This window comes from Paenibacillus luteus, from assembly GCF_006542765.1.
GTDB classification, from domain to species: domain Bacteria; phylum Bacillota; class Bacilli; order Paenibacillales; family Paenibacillaceae; genus Pristimantibacillus; species Pristimantibacillus luteus.
Genome location: NZ_SKCD01000044.1, coordinates 217,773 through 236,261 on the forward strand (window position 1 = coordinate 217,773; position 18,489 = coordinate 236,261).

An 18,489-nucleotide genomic window follows, 5' to 3' on the forward strand; every position below is an offset into this window, starting at 1 on the left:
GGGCTTTCAAATAAAGTACACTTAATCGTTATTTTCACAGTAGACTGCTCATGGCTGCCATGTTAACTTTACCTTCGATCCATCGTTTTCCAACGATAAAGAAGAAAGATAAAGCTAACATAAGGAGGCGGAAGGCATGTCGGCATCAGGCAGAAGCAGGGGGGATTTTGATCAGGGATGGTTATTTCATAAAGGGGATATTCCGATTCCCTACGCGGTAAAGGGCGGAATGACCGGCGGGCTGACGGACTGCGCGCAGCGAGAGGAAGGGGAGTGGCTCGACATTGCCTATGTAAACAAAGAGGCACAGCAGGTGCAAGACGGCTGGAGCCCTGTTCGGCTGCCGCATGACTGGTGCCTCGATGAGCAATACGTCAATGATCCCGAGCTGGGCTCCCGGGCAGGCAGCCATGGCTATTTGCCTACGGGCATCGGCTTTTACCGCAAGCGGTTTGCGATGCCCGCAGGGGAGCATGGAAGAACGATTGCCTTGCAGTTTGACGGTGTAACGGGAAGAAGCACGGTTTGGGTGAACGGGCATTTAATCGGGGAACGCTTTGGCGGTTATACAAGCTTCTCCTATGATATCTCGGATGTTCTCCGCTATGGAACGGAGGGTGACAATGTCATTCTCGTTAAAGTAGACGCAACTGATTTTGAGGGCTGGTGGTACGAAGGGAGCGGGATCTATCGGCATGTCTGGCTGCAATCGACGAATTCGCTGCAGGTTGCGGATTCGGGCACCTTTATTACCGCATCAAATCTCTCAGATGAACAGGCAACCCTCCGAATCGAGACTCGAATCAGCAATAAAGAAGAGCTAGAGCGGCCGTTTGAATTGCGGACCTTTATCAAGGAAAGCGAGAGCGGACGCGAGGTTGGCGCGCTTGTTATGCAATCAAAGGTAGTCGATATTGGGGAGAAGGTGATCGAGCAGGAGCTGATTGTAGAGACTCCAAGACTTTGGTCACCCGAGCAGCCTTTTTTGTATATCGCGATATCGGAAGTGTATGAAAATAATCAATTATTAGATCGTTATGAAACGACCTTTGGCATTCGCAGCCTGTTATTTGATGCAGATCGGGGATTTGTGCTAAACGGCAGCCCGTATCCGATTAAAGGCACCAGCAACCATCAGGATTTTGCCGGTGTAGGCGTAGCGATGCCGGATGCGCTTATCGCATACAAGCTGAAGCTGCTGAAGGAAATGGGCTGCAATGCTTACCGCAGCGCCCATCATCCTCCATCGCCAGCGCTTCTGGACCTATGCGACAGAATGGGCATGCTCGTGATGAACGAGAACAGGAAGCTCGACAGCAGTTCAAGAGGACTGGAGGAGCTAAGCCGCATGGTCATTCGCGACCGCAATCATCCGTCGGTTATTCTGTGGAGCCTGGAGAACGAGGAGGTGCTTGAAGGGACCGTCATGGGGGCACGCATTTTGAGAACGATGTCAAAGCTGACAAGGAAGCTCGACCCGACCCGGCCCACGATGGCGGCCATGAACCATGGCTGGAGCAGCGGCGGATATGCCGAGGCTGTCGATATTGTAGGCTACAACTACGGGCATCGGGGGGCAGACCTTGATGGGCGCAGCAAAAATCCGGACCGGCTCATCATTGGAAGCGAATCGGCGAGCTTTACGACGACAAGGGGCATTTATGAGGATGATCCGGTTAAGGGCTACTGCTCCGCTTACGGAACGAGCATCCCTTCATGGGGCTGCAGCCCGGAGAGGTCATGGTCGGATGTCATTCAGCATCCGTTCCTGACCGGCGTTTTCCTATGGACGGGTTTTGATTATCGGGGAGAGCCGACGCCTTATGAGTGGCCTTGCATCGGCTCGCATTTTGGGATGATGGATTCATGCGGTTTTCCGAAGGACATCTATTATTTCATGAGAGCGTTGTGGCGAGACGAGCCGCTTGTTCATTTGCTGCCGCATTGGAATTGGCCAGGGCGGGAAGGAGAACCTATCCGTGTCATGGTTTATACCAACTGCGATATGATTGAGCTGATTTTGAACGGACGCTCGCTTGGCCTGCGGCAAGTTCAGCCCATGTCCAGTCTCGAATGGCAAGTCCCCTATGAGCCGGGTGAGCTTAAAGCCATTGGGCGCAATCAAGGAGAGGTGGCAGCCGAGACGGAAAGAATAACGTCCGGTAAGCCTCATGCCATTTTTCTGGAAGCAGACCGGTTGTTGATTGCGGCAGACGGGGCGGACATTGCGGCTATCCGGGTGAGCATCGTAGACATGCGAGGGTATGTTGTGCCTTATGCGGATACGGAAGTGAGCTTTTGCGTTGAAGGCGCGGGCCTGCTGCTTGGGGTAGGAAACGGCAATCCGAGCAGCCATGAATCGGATCGGGCGAGCAGCCGCAGAGCGTTCAACGGGCATGCGCTTGCCTTAGTGCAAGCAGGATCGGAGGGAGGCGGCATTACCGTTAAAGCGGCAGCGGCCGGATTGCTGCCAGCGGTTTTAACAGTGGAAGCACACCCTGCAGCTGGTGCTTTCATGGAAGAAGCTGCCCTGCTTGGGGAAGGAGAGGAACGCTATGTCTAGGTCGCCTTTTCCACTCGGAGCAGCAGGCATAGAACTTGGTGCTTATATTACCAGATACAATCAAGCCGATCCCATCCAGAGCTGTGAAGTAAGCTGGGACGGAATGAGCGGTCATGCCAGCACGGCAGAAGGCGCGCAGTGGTCTGTCCGAGTCACCAAATCAGGAAAAATTGATGCCAAGGAGGGGCAACGGCTCGCTGCTGAGTTCCATTCAGTGGGAGTATCAGAGCAGTCGACTGTTAATCTGTCCTTTCAGGTCAGCGATTGGTCTGTTCAACATTACGTGCTCGTCCCCGGAGCCGTCTATGCTGGCAATCGGTTCGGCGTTCGAGAGCTTTCCTACGCCCCCTGCTGGACGAGGCTTAGTGATCACGGCGCGGATGTGCCGACGCTTATTACCGACGTTCCGCGTCTTTCGATCGATGAGGGAGCTCCTTCCGCCTTCCATCTGCTGACTGGCGATGCGGCTACACCCGCTATCGGCTTTGTTGATGAGAAGAACGCGATCGGCTGGCTGTTCGTCACGGAGCAAGGGACAGCTCTTGGCGATACGTCGATGCATCTGGAGGAGAACGGGGACCGAAGCACGGCACGAATTTCCTTCCAGGCGCCTGGTGTCAGACCAGCACTGAAATATGAAATGGCAACGACCAAGGTGCCAAGCACAGACAAGGGCTATGATTTTAAGCCGGGCGATTCAGTGGTGTTGAACTGCCGCGTCTATCGGTTTCCTTGCGGCAGCGTGCCGGCGCTGTTTGAGAAATTTGCCGAGGTGCGGCGCCAAGGCCACGAAGCGGTCAGCTTGGCACCGAGCTTGCCATTCTCCGCAGCTTGGGGCATTCAAGAGAAAAAGTATAACGAGCTGAATTGGAACGCTCCGCTGGGGTACTATGCGGTTGGAACGATAGATATGAAGCATCAGGATTGGCAAGTGGGCTGGGTCGGAGGGGGAATGTCCAGTCTGGCTCTGCTGCAGGAAGGCACGGAGCTGTCGGTTAGCCGCTCGCTAGATACGCTCCGCTTTATGTTCGGAAGCCAGACGCCGTCGGGCTTCTTCCATGGCGTATGCTACAACGGGCAATGGTTTGGAGATGAATTCAACGATGCCCCAAACCGTCCCTATCCTGAGCAATGGCATATTGTTCGCAAGAGTGCTGACGCCTTGTATTTTATTTTGAAGCATTTTATCGCTTTGGAGCAGGGGAATTCCGCATTCGTCATTCCAGAGCCATGGCTGGAGGGCACGAGAAAGCTTGCAGACGCCTTCGTCAGGCTATGGCAGAAATATGGGCAATTCGGCCAATGGGTGCACAACGAATCGGGAGATATGCTGATTGGCAATTCAGCGGGGGCAGCGATGGCGCCTGCCGGTCTTGCCCTTTGCGGGGAGTATTTCGCAGATCCAGCGTATTCTGAAATCGCCGAGGCTTCTGCTCTTTATTATTATAATCACTTCACTGCGATCGGCGTAACGACAGGCGGGCCAGGCGAGATCCTGCAATGTCCGGACAGCGAGTCGGCATTTGCCTTGCTGGAATCCTACATGGTGCTGTATGAGACAAGCGGCAATCGTGCATGGATCAAGCGGGCAGAAGAGGCGGCGCTGCAAGCGATGAGCTGGTGCGTCTCCTACGATTTTCGCTTCCCGGCAGGCTCGACCTTTGAGCGGCTGGGCATCCGCACAAGCGGCTCGGTTATTGCCAATGTCCAAAACAAACACAGCGCGCCAGGCATTTGCACGTTGTCCGGCGATTCCTTATTAAAGTTGTACCGTGCCACGGGCAAGGAGATCTATTTGGAGCTCTTGCGTGAAATCGCAGGCCATTTGCCGCAATATTTATCTCGCGAGGATCGCCCGGTTAAAGGCTGGGACGGCTATGATATGCCACCGGGGTATATGAGCGAGCGGGTCAATATGAGCGATTGGGAAGGCAAAGCTTACGTAGGCGAGGTCATCCCCTACTCCTGCTGGTGCGAGGTTTCGCTTATGCTGACCTATGCCGAGCTTCCTGGCATTTATGTAAATAAAACGAGTGGACGCGTGACGGCCATCGATCAAGTCGAGTGCCGCGTAGAGTCCGCTGCGGACGGTAGGCGAATGCTCTCCATTAGCAACCCCGGCATTTTCCCGGCGAGCGTCAAGTTGTTGATGGAAGATCAAAGCGAGGCAGAGCTTCCGCTTGGGTCGTGTGCATCATCGAGCTGGCAGCGGATAGCGATTGCTGCCGGCGAGACGGTTTATGTCATTTTATAAAAGCAATGGTTAAAGGAAGTGGAACGGCTGCTTTGCCGCAGATGACGGCAGCAGCCGTTTTGCATGAGCAGGCGAGCGTAAGCCTTTACGGTTATTCGAAAAATGTACAGCCGGACTATACAGGAATTGCCGGATTGTACACTTTGTTTTTGCAGTTTGACCCGTCATGCTCTAGTTAGCTGCCAGACAACAGCTTCAGGTCGGTCCAAAGGTACCGTATGGTGAAAGGAGGATAGGGAGCATCTAAGGGAAAGAAGCCGGCAAAGCGCGTACCAGCATTCCAGCTCAGATGCAGCCATTCAGAAGAAATGAATGCAAGAGAGACAAGGGAGGATTATAAATGATATCAGGGAAAAAATTAAACAAAAAGGTCATATGCTTGGTCTGCTCCGCGGCTTTGCTGCTGCCGGCTCTGCCCATGCCTGCCGTGTTTGCGTCCGTCATTAATGTAACCGCTTTCGGTGCGGATGGTACAGATGGACATGATGATTTAGCTGGCATTCAAGCTGCCATAGACAGCGCTTCAGCGGGAGAAACCGTCTATATCCCTGCGGGAACGTATTTCGTGTCCGACTCCATCGAAAGCAAATCAGATGTTAAACTTGCAGGGGAGAGCCGAGATACAACGATTATAAAATATACAGGGGAATCGGTGGGTTACCTCCTATCGCTTAATGGCAGGAGCCGGGTTGAAGTGTCCCAGCTCACGCTTGACGGAAACGGCAATGCGAACGCGGATGGCGGCATTACGGCTGACGATACGCTCGCCGCAGGTAGCGGCGGCCATCAGCTGCACCATAACCGGATTATCAATATGACAAGGGAAGAAGGATTCGGTCCGTTCGGCATTCTCGTTGCACATACGGACAATGTGGTCATTACGGATAATGAATTTTCGAATATGGGTCTCAACTCGACATGGGGAGCTGGCATGCGGGTCGGCTATGATTCGAATTATCCGGTCATCATTCGCAATACCATTGCGGATACGGGACGCGGGGGCATTTTTCTCAATGATGGGGTTGAGGGTGCAGTCGTTCGTCATAACATTGTAACCGGATCGGGCCATAAGGAACACGGCCTCTCCATTGAGCTTCATACGAATGTCAATCATTCACTCGTTGAGGATAATCAGGTTGATCATTGGCTGAGCGTCGTACGCTCAGAGTATAACGCGATTCGCCGCAATACTATTCAAACCTCCGGTGATACGGTTAAAGGGATGGGCCTCGAAATTATGTCCAACCATTCGGTAACATCCGATAATTTGGTGGATGGCGGCCAGCAGGTTGGCATGCAGCAATCGCCGGGCACCGGATATCAATATTGGGGCTACAACACGATTCAAAATCTGGTGATGTGGGGGATGCAGCTGCAAGGCGAAGGTACGGGAGAGATCGAGCAAAATCAATATTTTTACAAAAATATTTTCCAGCAGACGCAAACCGGCCATCCTTCCGTTGCCTACCCGGGCTATGACGGCTACGGCTTGCGCATCCATGGGAGCTCCCGGAACATTACGTTCGACAGCAATGTGATTCGCGATAACGGCGGCAAAGCGATAGATATTACGGGAGCCGCTGGCGTAGACCGGATCAGCTTTATTAATAATGTAATTACCGGAAATGCAGGCCCGACGATTGAAACCTATCCGGATGCGGCTGTAGATCTGGAATGGTCGGGCAATACGGTAAGCGGGAACGGAACGGACACGCAGCTTGAATCGCGCGGCTTCGCCGATCCGAAACCGACGGCTGAATTCGAAGCGCCATTAGTGGCAGAAGCGGGACAGCCGGTATATTTTAGCAATGGATCAAGCGGCAACGGAGGAACTATCGTCGAACACTTATGGGACTTTGGAGACGGCCTGCCTTCGACCGAGATCAATCCCTCCTATACGTACAACGAGCCGGGTGACTACCGCGTTACGCTAGTCGTGTGGAGTGATTTAGGGAGAGCGAGCTTGAAGGAGCAGATCATCCGAGTACAAGGCGCCGATGCTGAAGCGCCGAGCGCGCCAAGCGGGCTTACCGTCACATCGAAGTCGGAAACGAGCGTCGGTCTGTCTTGGACGGCCGCCACTGACAATGTTGGCGTAGCTGGTTATGAGGTGTATGAAGGTACACGGTTGGCGGGAACAGCTTCCGGCGAAACGGCTTACGTAGTAACCGGTTTGAATCCGGGTACGGCCTATAGCTTTACGGTGGTGGCTAAGGACGCGGCTGGCCATGTATCCGCTCCAAGCATTGCGCTTGAAGTAACGACAAACAGCTCAATCCCGACAACGCCAAGCGGACCAAGCGCTACAAGTGTTCCAGGTTCATCCACAACAGGCGAACAAACGATTACACGTGAGGAACTCGTCCAGCCGGGCAGCGGCGACAAGGTGGTCATTGCGGTTAAGGGCGGAGTTAACAAAATCAGTCTGCCTGCGGATGCGGGAGAGGCACTCACCGACCGACAGCTTGAGCTAAAATGGGACGCGATCGCGGTAACGATTCCGTCAGCAACGCTTAAGCAGCTGGCAGAGCTTACCGATCAAGCGGGCGTCAAGGGCGGCAGCATCGTGCTGAATGTCCAAATTCTCACGGCTTCGGAAGAGGAAGCACTATTGGCAAAAGCGGAAGAGATGGATTCACTCTCTATTAAAGCTCTCGGTTCCGTTTATGACTTTACGCTAGCGCTTCGCAAGGCGGACGGACACCTGCTCTCGCTTCCGGCATTCATAAGTCCAATTGGTCTACGTGTGAAGGCAGAAGCTGCAGGAAACCAAAGCACGGCTGGCATTTACGAGATTGCAGATAACGGAAAGCTTACTTATGCGGGAGGGGCAGCGGCAAATGGGGAAGTAAGCGGAGCTGCCTACCATTTCAGCAAATACGCGGCGCTTGAGGTTAGCCGAACGTTTCAGGATGTCCCTAAAACGCACTGGGCATATGCTACGATCAGTGAACTGGCTTCCAAACTGATCATTCAAGGAACTAGCCCTGCGGCATTTGAGCCTAAGCGGGAAGTGACGCGGGCCGAATTCATCGTCATGCTTATGCATGCTTTGGGTGCTGGAGGGCCGCAGGGCGATGCATTGCAGCTGCCGGAGTTCTCTGACCGGAACTTGATTGGCTTATGGGCGGAGCAAGCGGTTGCGCAAGCCGCGCAAGCTGGTTTAATCAGCGGTTACGGGGACGGCAGCTTCCGGCCTCAAGCAACGATCAGCCGGGCGGAAATGGCCGTCATTATCGCCAAAGCGCGCGGAACTGCTAATACGGAGGACGGAGCGCCGACGTTTACGGATAGTGCCGCGATTCCGGAATGGGCACGGCAAGCGGCAGCCGCATTAGCGCAGCAAGGCATACTTAAAGGACGGGCGGGCGGTGAATTTGATCCGCAGGCATCGTTAACGCGAGTGGAAGCGGCGATGGTTATCGCAGCGATTTTAAATGCTGTGAACTAGAAAATGGAGCAATCCCGTTCCAGCGGCTTGGGGCGGGACTCCTTGGTAATCATTGTAAGCGGTGGTGGTTGAGTGTATTGCCGGCCAATTGGCTTGAATCTTTATTGCAGTAATCCGTAAAAAATATAGCCGCTGAATGCAGGCTTTGGCTTATTGTACAGTTTCAATTGATTATGCAATTTGTCATGATGAGAGAGCAGAGATGCAGGAGTGATACCTTGCTGTGCCTATGAAAGTGAGAGGGGATGATGGATGCCATTAAACGGCTTGTTCGGAATTGAATCGCAAATTATAGCATAAAGGAGAGGATGTTCGATCATGAAGATGAAATCCTTGAAGGCCAAGCTGTTTAGCGTAACCTTGTCCATGGCTTTACTGCTGCCAGCTATTCCGCTGCCAGGAGCATTTGCAGCGAGTATAAATGTAACCGCTTACGGGGCGAGTGGTTCCGACGGAGCGGATGACAAAGCAGCGTTTCAGAGCGCAATCAATGCGGCTGTTTCCGGAGATACGGTATATATCCCGGCTGGTACTTATTATTTAAGCGGAGCGGTTACCGGCAAGTCAGGCGTCAGCATCAAAGGCGAAAGCCGCGATACGACGATCATCAAATCTACCTCCACCGGGCAGGAGCTAATGTTCAGTTTCTATAATCTATCCAATGTGGAAATTTCCGATCTGACGCTCGATGGGAACAGCAACAGCTCGATTCTCTCGGCTGTCGTATCGGAAGGCGGCAGCAATAACAAAATGCGCCATTTGCGTGTCAAGGATTTTACCGCTTCCGCAGGCTTTGGACCATTTGCGCTATACGCAATCGGCTCGCCGAATATCGAGGTTAGCGACAATATCATTACCAACATCGGCGTTAACTCCGCCTGGGGCGGCGCGGTGCGGACAGGCTGGGGCTCGGATGGCGCGAAAATTTTGAACAATACCATTCATGATACGGGCCGGGGCGGTATTTTCGCCAATGATGGCTGCCGATATGTGGAGGTAAGGGGCAACAACATTACCGGTACGGGCCATCATACGGAAGGGCTTGGCATCGAGCTCCATACGGACTGTGATTATTCGTTAATCGAAGACAACTATGTTGATCACTGGATTAGCGCGGTCAGATCGAAGTATATTGCCGTCCGCAATAACGTTGTTAAGGCGACGGATGGATCGGTTGGATATATGGGACTTGAAGTAATGGTGGAGCATGGCGTAACGACGGGCAACCTCGTCGATGGAGGCCAGCAGGTCGGGATGCAGCAGTCACCGGGAACCGGCTATCAGTATTGGGGCTACAATACGATTCAAAATATGGTGATGTGGGGCATGCAGCTGCAAGGCGAGGGCACGGGCCAAACGGAGCAGTATCAATACTTTTACAAAAACACGTTCAAGGACGGGCCGCGTGACAATCCGCAGGCAGCCTATGCTGGCTATGGAGGCAATGCGATTCGCATTCATGGCAACTCGCAAAATCTGACCTTCGACAGCAACCAGATTATTAACAATGGCCGCAAAGGCATTGAGATTACGACAGCTTCGGGCGTTGACCGTCTTAGCTTTATTAATAACACGATTACAGGAAACACGGGCGAGTCGATTGACCAGTATCCTGCGAGTGCCGCCAATCTAGAATGGAGCGGCAATACGGTCAGCGGCAACGGTACGAATACGCAGTTAACCAGTCGCGGCTTTTCGAATCCGAAGCCAGTGGCGAACTTCAGCGCGCCGCTTACCGTTCAATTGGGCTCATCCGTGACGTTTACGAACTCTTCAACGGATAACGGCACGATTGCCGAAAATTTATGGGATTTCGGTGAAGGCGTACCAAGCACGGCGGTAAGCCCGACCTATACGTATCAGAAGGCTGGCACTTTCCGCGTCACGCTCGTCGTATGGGACAACGAAGGAAGAGCGAGCCTGAAGGAGCAGAACGTTACGGTTAATGCAGGCCCGCCGGATACGCAGGCGCCAGCGGCGCCAGCAAGTCTGGCTTCGCCTTCAAAGACCGACGTATCGGTTAATCTGACCTGGTCCGCATCGACGGATAATGTTGGGGTCGTCGGCTACGAAATTTACCGCGGCGGAACGCTCATTGGCACGACCGCTGGCGCTAGCAGCACAGCGTTCAACGTGACCGGCTTGACACCAAGCACGGCTTACAGCTTCACGGTGAAAGCGAAGGATGCCGCCGGTAATTTGTCCACAGCCAGCAATACGCTGAATGTGACGACGAACGCGCCGGATACGACGGCACCTACCGTACCCGCTAATCTGGCCTCGCTAGCCCATACGGATGTGAGCGTCAGCTTGACTTGGTCGCCATCCACCGATAATTTGGCGGTCACCGGCTATGAAGTTTACCGCGGTGGCGTGCTTGCCGGAACGACAACGGGAGCGGCTTCAACAAGCTTTACAGTCACGGGCTTGACGCCAAGCACGGCGTACAGCTTTACGGTGAAAGCGAAGGATGCCGCGGGCAACTTGTCAGCTGCAAGCACGGTTGTTAGCGTGACAACGAATCCGCCAGCCGTTACCACCTATTTAAGCGATCTGACGTGGTCCTCGGCAACGACCGGCTGGGGCAATGTGCAGAAGGATAAGAGCAACGAGCAGCGCACGATCACGCTGAACGGGACGACTTATGCGAAGGGAATCGGTACACATGCAAATTCGGAAATTTTCTATAATTTAAACGGCAATTATTATCGCTTCCAATCCGATGTCGGCGTGGATGACGAAGTGTTGGCCATCAATAACGGTACTGTGACGTTCGAGGTTTGGCTCGATGGCGTAAAAGCTTATGAGAGCGGTGTGATGAACGCCGATACGGCCACCAAGTCCATCGATCTAAACGTCACAGGCGTTAACGTCCTTAAGCTTGTTGTCGGCGATGCGGGCGATGGCACTGGGTATGATCATGCAGATTGGGCAGGAGCAAGGTTAACCTCCGCCTCAGGCGGGAATCCGAATCCGGGCGATACCGTCGCGCCGAGCGCGCCTGCTAACTTGGCATCCCCAAGCAAAACGGCAACGAGCGTCAGTTTGACTTGGAGCGCTTCCACCGATAATGTAGGCGTGACAGGCTATAACATTTACAATGGTGCAAGTCTGGCCGGGTCGACTACCGGCGCAGCAGCTACTTCGTTTACCGTTTCGGGCCTGACAGCGAGCACAGCTTACAGCTTTACCGTAAAGGCTAAAGATGCGGCTAACAACTTATCGGCCGCTAGTACGGCGCTCAGTGTTACGACGAATGCTGCTCCTGGCGGAGGCGGAACGGGCAATGGCCTGCTCGGCCAATATTATGCCGGTAACTTTGGCAGCCTGGAGATGGAGCGGGTAGATGCTACCATCGATTTCGATTGGGGCGGCGACCGTCCTACGGTGAACGTGCCAGGCGAATGGTTTACGGTACGCTGGACAGGCAAAGTTCAACCGCAGTATACGGAAACCTACACGTTCTATACGCATACGGATGATGGCGTGCGCTTGTGGGTGAACGGCCAGCAGCTGATTACCCAGTGGCAATCGATGAACGGCGAGCTCAGCGCGACGATCTCGTTGACCGCGGGCGTGAAATACGACATTAAGATGGAATATTTGGAGAACGGCGGAAACGCGCATGCCCGCCTTTCTTGGTCAAGCGCTTCGCAAGCGAAGCAGATTGTACCGAATGAGCGGTTGTTTTTAAGCTAAAAATCATCAGGCAAGAGGAAAAGAGCGGAATGACTGGCGCTATAGGGCGCGGCATTCGGCTCTTTTTTCTATCCTGTGCAGAAGTGGAGAGAGGATAGCAGTTATTTTAATGTAATAAAAGGTTTAATGGCTTCTGCCAATGGAATAATAGGCCGGCCTGTTAATTTTATTAAATCATTAGAGGTGGATGCGGTATCGATTTTTCTTAAAAAGCCATATATCCAATTTTGAATTTGGGGATCGGGCCGAAGGGAAATAAGCTTTCCGGTTAGCGTCTGGAGGGCAGCGGCCAAATCTGGGAAGGTCCAACCCTGCGGCGCTGCAAGCTCGTAAATGTTATTCACATGCTCGTCCCCTTGCCGGATAAGCACTTTCGCTGCCGCCCCTGCAAGATCCTGTCGCGTCACGCTGTTGAAGGTCCAGTCTCCCGGAAGATAACGAAGCTCTCCAGCAGCAACGGCTTCATTTAGGCCAAGCACGCCAACGAAATCGGTATACAGCGCATTTCGAAGAAAGGTATAAGGAATGCCAGTGGCTTGAATAGCGTGCTCCGTTGCCGCATGTACGTTAGACGGAATATCCGCGTTATCTCGAATGAAAGCAAAGCTGGTATAGAGGAGTTGGGCCACGCTTGCTTTGTTGGCTGCGTCGATGACTTGCTTGTGCTGTCGCAAGCGGACGGCATCATCTGAGTTGGAGCTTGAGATGAGGAGGAGCTTGGAAACGCCGGCAAAGGCCCGCCCAAGGGATTCCGGCTGGTCATAATCGCAAAATCGTACCTGAATTCCCTGTTCTTCAAAAACACTCGCTTGCTCAAGGTCGCGAACGCAGGCGATGATGCCCTCCGCAGGCTGGCTATGCACAAGCTCCTTCAGAATTAAACGGCCTAATTGGCCAGTGGCGCCTGTAATGGCAATGGACATAACTATTCATCCTTTCTTTTTTTCTGTAAATGCTCTTGCTTTCATGCGGGTGCTGCGGTGAAAAGTAGGAGTGAATAAGTGAGTGGTTAAGTTCGCAACTCAAGACGATGAACATAAACCTTCCTAATTTAAATGGTTTGGATAGTAGTTGAGGACTTAACTAAATGAGCGAAAAGCCGCATCACGGATGATTTAGCTTCTTTAGTAACGTAAATAACTGGTTCAATTCTTGCTCGCTAAGCTTGCTCATCTTGTCCGTAATGCCTTGGCGGTTCTCGGGCAAATGCTGAAGCAAGAGGCTCTGTCCTTCCGTGGTAATGGAAATAATCGTTTTTCGGCCGTCCTGCGGGTGGCTGGCTCTGCGAATGAGTCCTTCACTCTCGAGCGGAGTAAGCAGAAGCGTAATATTGGATTTGGTCACGCCGATTTTTTTGGCAAGCATGGAGGGGAGGATAGTTCCGCCTTCCTTCATAATCTCCACGAGAAGCCGAATCCGGGCGCCGTTTTGACCTTTGGATTGCCAATATTTCTCCGAAACGTCGACTAATCTTGCCGTTGCTTCCACCAAAGAGAAAAAAACCTTCGTATGCAGGGGCAATTCGAGCACATAGGCTTGAAGCTCGTTCTTTGTTTCCTCTGTAAAGTCCATATCAGGAGTCACCACCGTTATATAGTTAAGTCCTTAACTAAAATGAATGTACTACAGCCAAAGGACTTCTGTCAAATCAAAATTATATTTCTCACAATCTCGAATTCATTCAGCAGATTGCATAAGTCATGCTTCCTAGAGTCCTTCTATTTGCTATCTAGATTGTGTAAATATTTTACTATAGAATTAGATGTAAAAAATGTGTGGTGAATGACTCTGTTTAAGCTATTGTTAATTGAAGATGATACGACGCTTTTTAAAGAGATCAAAGAACGATTATCGCTTTGGTCCTACGATGTGTATGGGATTCGCGATTTTAGCCAGGTGATTCAAGAATTCACATCTATTCAGCCTGACTTAGTCGTAATTGATATTCAATTACCCAAATTTGATGGATTTCATTGGTGCAGACTCATTCGAGCTAACTCCAACATCCCGATTATATTTTTATCCTCACGCGACCACCCTACGGATATCGTCATGTCTATGCAGCTTGGTGCCGATGATTTTATTCAAAAACCCTTTCATTTCGATGTGTTGATTGCAAAGGTACAAGCCATTCTTCGTCGCGTCTATAATTACAATTCCGAGAAAAACGAGCTCAAAACATGGTGCGGTGCAGCTGTCGATTATGAGCGAAATACAGTGATGAATGCTGAAGGCACCGTAGAGCTAACTAAAAATGAAGTATACATACTCAAGTTGCTTATTGATAAAAAAAATAAAATTGTAAGCCGTGACGAAATCATTAACCATTTGTGGAATGACAAACGTTTCATTAGCGACAATACGCTTACTGTCAACGTTAACCGTCTACGCAAAAAGCTCGACGAGCTTGGCTTGGGCGTGAACATTGAAACGAAAGTAGGACAAGGCTATATGGCGACTGAAGAGGCGAATGGCTATGATTAAACGATACCTAATTGAAAGACGCAGCTGGATCGCTTTATTTCTAATCATGCAGCTAATCGTTATCTTTGTATCTTTTATGGATGCAGCGGTCCCGCTAGCTTCCATGCTCTATATCGTTTATTTGTCCCTAATCATCTTTATTTTATTTTTTTTTAGTCGCTACCACATAGAGACGAAATATTACAAAAGTCTAGAAGAGCAAAATGAAAGTCTCGATTTATCGCGAATAAGCATGCCTGATCGTCCGTTTGAACAAATCATTGAAACCTGTATAATTAACCAAGTCCAATATTCAAAACAAGCTTCGGCGCAAAATCAGATGACTTTGGAGCAGGAAAAGGATGACTTGCTTGCTTGGATTCATGAAGTGAAAACACCTTTAACAGCCATGAGTTTAATGATCGATCGTATGGATGATGACACGATGAAATCAAATTTGACCTATGAATGGCTGCGAATCCATCTTTTGCTTGACCAACAGCTTCATCAAAGACGAATTCTTTTTATTGAGAATGATTTATTTATGGAGAACACCGAGTTAGAAACGGTCATATTCAATGAAATCAAAACGCTGCAATCCTGGTGCATTCAGAAAGGGATCGGCTTTGATATCGAATTAGAAGCAGCTACCGTTGTAAGTGATGCCAAATGGGTCGCCTATATTATTAGGCAACTGCTAACTAACGCTGTGAAATATAGTGAAGCCACAGATATTACGATTACTAGTTATAAACACGCTGATCAGACTATTCTTAAGGTGCGAGATTACGGTCGAGGTATTGACCCTAGAGATTTGCCACGCATATTTGATAAAGGCTTCACATCAACTGCGATTCATCGAGACATCACCGCTACAGGGATGGGCTTATATTTGGCCAAAAAAGCAGCTTTGTCTTTATTTATCCATATTCATGTGGAATCCATACTTGGTGAAGGCACGACCGTTACACTCACTTTTCCGCAAAAAAATGAATTTGTTCGAATTACAAGCATGTGACAATAATGTCATATGCTTTTTATATTTTGTTCGGACAATCGAAGGATGAACAGAACGGACCCATTTATAATAAAGCTAACGAGAAAAGGGAGTGTGTCGATATGGTAATTCTTGAAGCAAATAAAATTCACAAAATATATGGTAACAAGTTCAACAAACATGAAGTATTAAAAGGTTTGGATGTTCGGATTGAAAAGGGCGAATTTGTGAGCATCATGGGATCTTCAGGCTCAGGGAAAACGACATTACTCAACGTTCTGTCATCGATCGATCATATTAGCAGCGGCACCATTACAATTGAAGGAAAAGAAATTTCCGGCATGAAAGAGAAGCAGCTGGCTGAATTTCGAAAAAGTCATTTGGGGTTTGTCTTTCAAGAGTATAACCTGCTTGACACATTGACGGTTAAGGAAAACATTCTTTTACCCTTATCCATTACAAAGACGCCGAAAAAAGAAGCCGAGCTGCGGTTTCAAACTCTTGCAAACGAGCTTGGTATTTATGATCTAAAAGACAAGTATCCAAACGAAATTTCAGGCGGTCAAAAACAACGCACCTCCGCGGCACGAGCGTTTATCCATGAACCGAGCATTATTTTTGCTGACGAGCCGACTGGCGCACTTGATTCCAAATCTGCCTCAGACTTATTGAATAAACTAAGTGATTTAAATCAAAAGCTGAAATCTACGATCGTTATGGTCACTCATGACCCCGTTGCAGCAAGCTATTGCAGCAGAGTTATATTTATTAAAGACGGTCAAATCTTCACACAGCTAAATAAAGGAGAAGAAACAAGACAAGCTTTCTTCAGCGACATCATGAAAACACAGAGTGTTTTGGGTGGGGTACAAAATGAACATTAATGACCTGATGTTCCGAAATTTGCGAAAAAATTTAAAGAACTATTATCTTTATGTTTTCGCTTTAGTTTTCAGTGCCGCACTTTATTTCGCGTTTGTCACTCTGCAATTTGACCCTTCGATGGATGAAGTCAAAGGTTCCATTAAAGGAGGCGCTGCCATTAAGGCAGCCTCTGTCGTCCTTGTTGCTATCGTTTCTATATTTCTGTTATACGCCAATAACATCTTTATCAAACGACGCAGCAAAGAGATTGGCTTGTTTCAGCTTATTGGAATGACTAAACATAAAATCTTTCGTATTTTGACTGCTGAGAACTTTATTCTTTATTTCAGTTCATTGATACTCGGGATATTCGCGGGATTTTCCGTATCCAAATTGCTTATTATGATGTTATTTAAAATAATTGGCGTCTATGACATAGCAGAGCTTCATTTTTCAACGAATGCTTTAATCCAAACACTCATTGTGTTTTCTGTGATTTATCTCTTTATTATGCTTATGAATTATAAATTCATCAGAAGACAAACCATATTATCTTTATTCAAAGCCACTTCTGTAGCAGAAGGAAGAGTTAAGAAGATGTCATTCCTCGAAATGCTAATGGGCGTAGTCGGATTGACATTAATCGCTATAGGCTATTACGTTTCTTCAAAACTATTTGGCGGGGACTTCGTCTCGATGACAGAGCTATTCGCTGCGATGGTATTTATATTGGGCTCCGTTATTATCGGTACTTACTTGTTCTATAAAGGATCTGTCGGCTTTATATTTAATATGATTCGGAAGAAAAAGAATGGTCATCTGTCGATTAACGATGTCATGTCTTTATCCTCCATCATGTTTCGAATGAAATCAAATGCGGTATTGTTGACTATTATTACAACCGTATCCGCGCTTGCAATTGGTCTTTTATGTTTAAGCTATATTTCCTATTACTCAGCGGAAGCATCGGCCAAAAGTTATGTCCCTGATGATTTCTCAATTACAAACCTACAAGACGCTGACAAATTCAAAGCAGCATTAACGGCTAAAAACTTGTCGTATACCGAAAAAATAATTGAGGTAGTGCAAGCAAATATCAATATGAAGAGTATTTTGAAAACAGAATTGGACGGATTGAACATCGATCCGAATATTGTTACTTCCGCCGTTATCAGTGAACAAGCCTTCGATGGCTTGAATCTATCGGCAGACGAAGCCCTTCTCACAAAATCGAGCGATATGATGCAAAAATTTATGGAATTAGATAACGCTGGTCCGATTGAGCTACAAGGCATGAGCGAAGTTATTCCGTTGTCGTATAAAGAAACAAATCGAGAGTCACCGGTTTCATGGTCTTTCAGAAGCGGCGGCTTGCCCGTTTTGATTGTCGATGAAACGATTTTTAATCGCTTGAAACAAGATTTAAATCCAGTTATTCAGAAAAAATCTTCTATTTATGTTGGAATTGAGATGGACGATAAAACAAATGTGGAAGAAGCGAATGAGATTTTTAACGAATTAGGGTTTAATACGATTAATGCTTATGATTCTCAAATTGGTGTGCGCGACCATCAGAAGCTTAACATGGGGCTCATTATGTTTATCGTTGGTTTTCTCGGATTAACGTTCCTCATCACCTCCGGTTGTATTCTTTATTTTAAACAAATGGATGAAAGTGAAGAAGAAAAATCGAGTTATACGATTCTCAGAAAGCTAGGCTTCACACAGGTGGATTTGCTAAAAGGTATCCAAATGAAGCAGCTGTTTAATTTTGGAATACCATTAATCGTTGGCCTGCTTCATAGTTATTTCGCTGTCCAATCCGGCTGGTTTTTATTCGGAACTGAGCTTTATGCACCTATGATTATTGTCATGGTACTGTACACGGCATTGTACTCAGTTTTCGGAATACTCTCTGTGATTTATTACAAAAAAGTAATCAAAGAGTCGCTTTAATGAATTAAACCGACCACCCCAGTACATAGGTACTGGGGTGGTTTTGAGTTTTTATACATAAAAACATCTAAACCTCATGAACTTGTGATCGGTTTATGCAAGCATAAATTATCATAATTTTCAATTTATTCAGCGATTTGCATAAGTCATGTAGATTGAACTTCTCATTTTCATTTTAGATCATAGACCGTTTCTTCTTGTAGCATTCAACTTATTGAATAACAAGATTTTGTTAGCTCATT

At 48.9% G+C, this 18,489-nt stretch carries 11 protein-coding genes; 9 read left to right on the plus strand and 2 right to left on the minus strand.

Going from position 1 to position 18,489, the window contains the following annotated elements:
- The first annotated feature begins 136 nt into the window (after window positions 1-136).
- The 5 genes from galA to E0496_RS36710 all read left to right on the plus strand — a co-directional run bounded on the left by galA (window position 137) and on the right by E0496_RS36710 (window position 11,967).
- Entirely contained in the window at window positions 137-2,563 is a 2,427-nt protein-coding gene (galA, locus tag E0496_RS26990; RefSeq protein ID WP_141504918.1) for a beta-galactosidase GalA, read from the plus strand.
- Window positions 2,556-4,817 carry a hypothetical protein gene (locus E0496_RS26995; RefSeq protein ID WP_141504920.1) on the plus strand — a complete coding sequence of 754 codons (2,262 nt, stop codon included), beginning with the start codon at window positions 2,556-2,558 and terminating at the stop codon, window positions 4,815-4,817. The genes galA and E0496_RS26995 overlap by 8 nt, the downstream gene beginning before the upstream one ends.
- A 5-nt stretch (window positions 4,818-4,822) precedes the next feature.
- The gene (locus E0496_RS35695; protein WP_206669879.1) at window positions 4,823-4,996 is read left to right on the plus strand and encodes a hypothetical protein; all 174 of its coding nucleotides are present in this window, start codon (window positions 4,823-4,825) and stop codon (window positions 4,994-4,996) included.
- 161 nt (window positions 4,997-5,157) lie between these two features.
- Window positions 5,158-8,268 carry an S-layer homology domain-containing protein gene (locus E0496_RS27000; protein WP_141504922.1) on the plus strand — a complete coding sequence of 1,037 codons (3,111 nt, stop codon included), beginning with the start codon at window positions 5,158-5,160 and terminating at the stop codon, window positions 8,266-8,268.
- Window positions 8,269-8,586: 318 nt separating this feature from the next.
- The gene (locus E0496_RS36710; protein ID WP_241675010.1) at window positions 8,587-11,967 is read left to right on the plus strand and encodes an NPCBM/NEW2 domain-containing protein; all 3,381 of its coding nucleotides are present in this window, start codon (window positions 8,587-8,589) and stop codon (window positions 11,965-11,967) included.
- Window positions 11,968-12,068: 101 nt separating this feature from the next.
- Here the strand turns inward: E0496_RS36710 and E0496_RS27025 are convergent, their stop codons facing one another.
- Together E0496_RS27025 and E0496_RS27030 are read right to left on the minus strand one after the other, a co-directional pair.
- Window positions 12,069-12,890 carry an NAD(P)H-binding protein gene (locus E0496_RS27025; RefSeq protein WP_141504924.1) on the minus strand — a complete coding sequence of 274 codons (822 nt, stop codon included), beginning with the start codon at window positions 12,888-12,890 and terminating at the stop codon, window positions 12,069-12,071.
- A gap of 181 nt (window positions 12,891-13,071) precedes the next feature.
- Complete coding sequence (locus E0496_RS27030) at window positions 13,072-13,539, minus strand: MarR family winged helix-turn-helix transcriptional regulator (protein ID WP_139995035.1); 468 nt, start codon at window positions 13,537-13,539, stop codon at window positions 13,072-13,074.
- Window positions 13,540-13,755: 216 nt separating this feature from the next.
- On the opposite strand from E0496_RS27030, the gene E0496_RS27035 reads away from it, so the two are divergent.
- The 4 genes from E0496_RS27035 to E0496_RS27050 all read left to right on the plus strand — a co-directional run bounded on the left by E0496_RS27035 (window position 13,756) and on the right by E0496_RS27050 (window position 18,247).
- The gene (locus E0496_RS27035) at window positions 13,756-14,451 is read left to right on the plus strand and encodes a response regulator transcription factor (RefSeq protein ID WP_141505056.1); all 696 of its coding nucleotides are present in this window, start codon (window positions 13,756-13,758) and stop codon (window positions 14,449-14,451) included.
- Complete coding sequence (locus tag E0496_RS27040; protein ID WP_141504925.1) at window positions 14,444-15,448, plus strand: sensor histidine kinase; 1,005 nt, start codon at window positions 14,444-14,446, stop codon at window positions 15,446-15,448. Before E0496_RS27035 ends, E0496_RS27040 begins: the two co-directional genes overlap by 8 nt.
- Window positions 15,449-15,549: 101 nt before the next feature.
- Window positions 15,550-16,311 carry an ABC transporter ATP-binding protein gene (locus E0496_RS27045; protein WP_141504927.1) on the plus strand — a complete coding sequence of 254 codons (762 nt, stop codon included), beginning with the start codon at window positions 15,550-15,552 and terminating at the stop codon, window positions 16,309-16,311.
- The gene (locus E0496_RS27050) at window positions 16,301-18,247 is read left to right on the plus strand and encodes an ABC transporter permease (protein WP_141504929.1); all 1,947 of its coding nucleotides are present in this window, start codon (window positions 16,301-16,303) and stop codon (window positions 18,245-18,247) included. The genes E0496_RS27045 and E0496_RS27050 overlap by 11 nt, the downstream gene beginning before the upstream one ends.
- Window positions 18,248-18,489: the final 242 nt, after the last annotated feature.

Coding starts and splice junctions, on each gene's coding strand:
- E0496_RS26995 (WP_141504920.1), top strand. CDS start 2,556: ATGTCTAGGTCGCCTTTTCCACTCGGAGCAGCAGGCATAGAACTTGGT.
- E0496_RS35695 (WP_206669879.1), top strand. CDS start 4,823: ATGGTTAAAGGAAGTGGAACGGCTGCTTTGCCGCAGATGACGGCAGCA.
- galA (WP_141504918.1), top strand. CDS start 137: ATGTCGGCATCAGGCAGAAGCAGGGGGGATTTTGATCAGGGATGGTTA.
- E0496_RS27045 (WP_141504927.1), top strand. CDS start 15,550: ATGGTAATTCTTGAAGCAAATAAAATTCACAAAATATATGGTAACAAG.
- E0496_RS27025 (WP_141504924.1), bottom strand. CDS start 12,890: ATGTCCATTGCCATTACAGGCGCCACTGGCCAATTAGGCCGTTTAATT.
- E0496_RS27040 (WP_141504925.1), top strand. CDS start 14,444: ATGATTAAACGATACCTAATTGAAAGACGCAGCTGGATCGCTTTATTT.
- E0496_RS27050 (WP_141504929.1), top strand. CDS start 16,301: ATGAACATTAATGACCTGATGTTCCGAAATTTGCGAAAAAATTTAAAG.
- E0496_RS27030 (WP_139995035.1), bottom strand. CDS start 13,539: ATGGACTTTACAGAGGAAACAAAGAACGAGCTTCAAGCCTATGTGCTC.
- E0496_RS36710 (WP_241675010.1), top strand. CDS start 8,587: ATGAAGATGAAATCCTTGAAGGCCAAGCTGTTTAGCGTAACCTTGTCC.
- E0496_RS27000 (WP_141504922.1), top strand. CDS start 5,158: ATGATATCAGGGAAAAAATTAAACAAAAAGGTCATATGCTTGGTCTGC.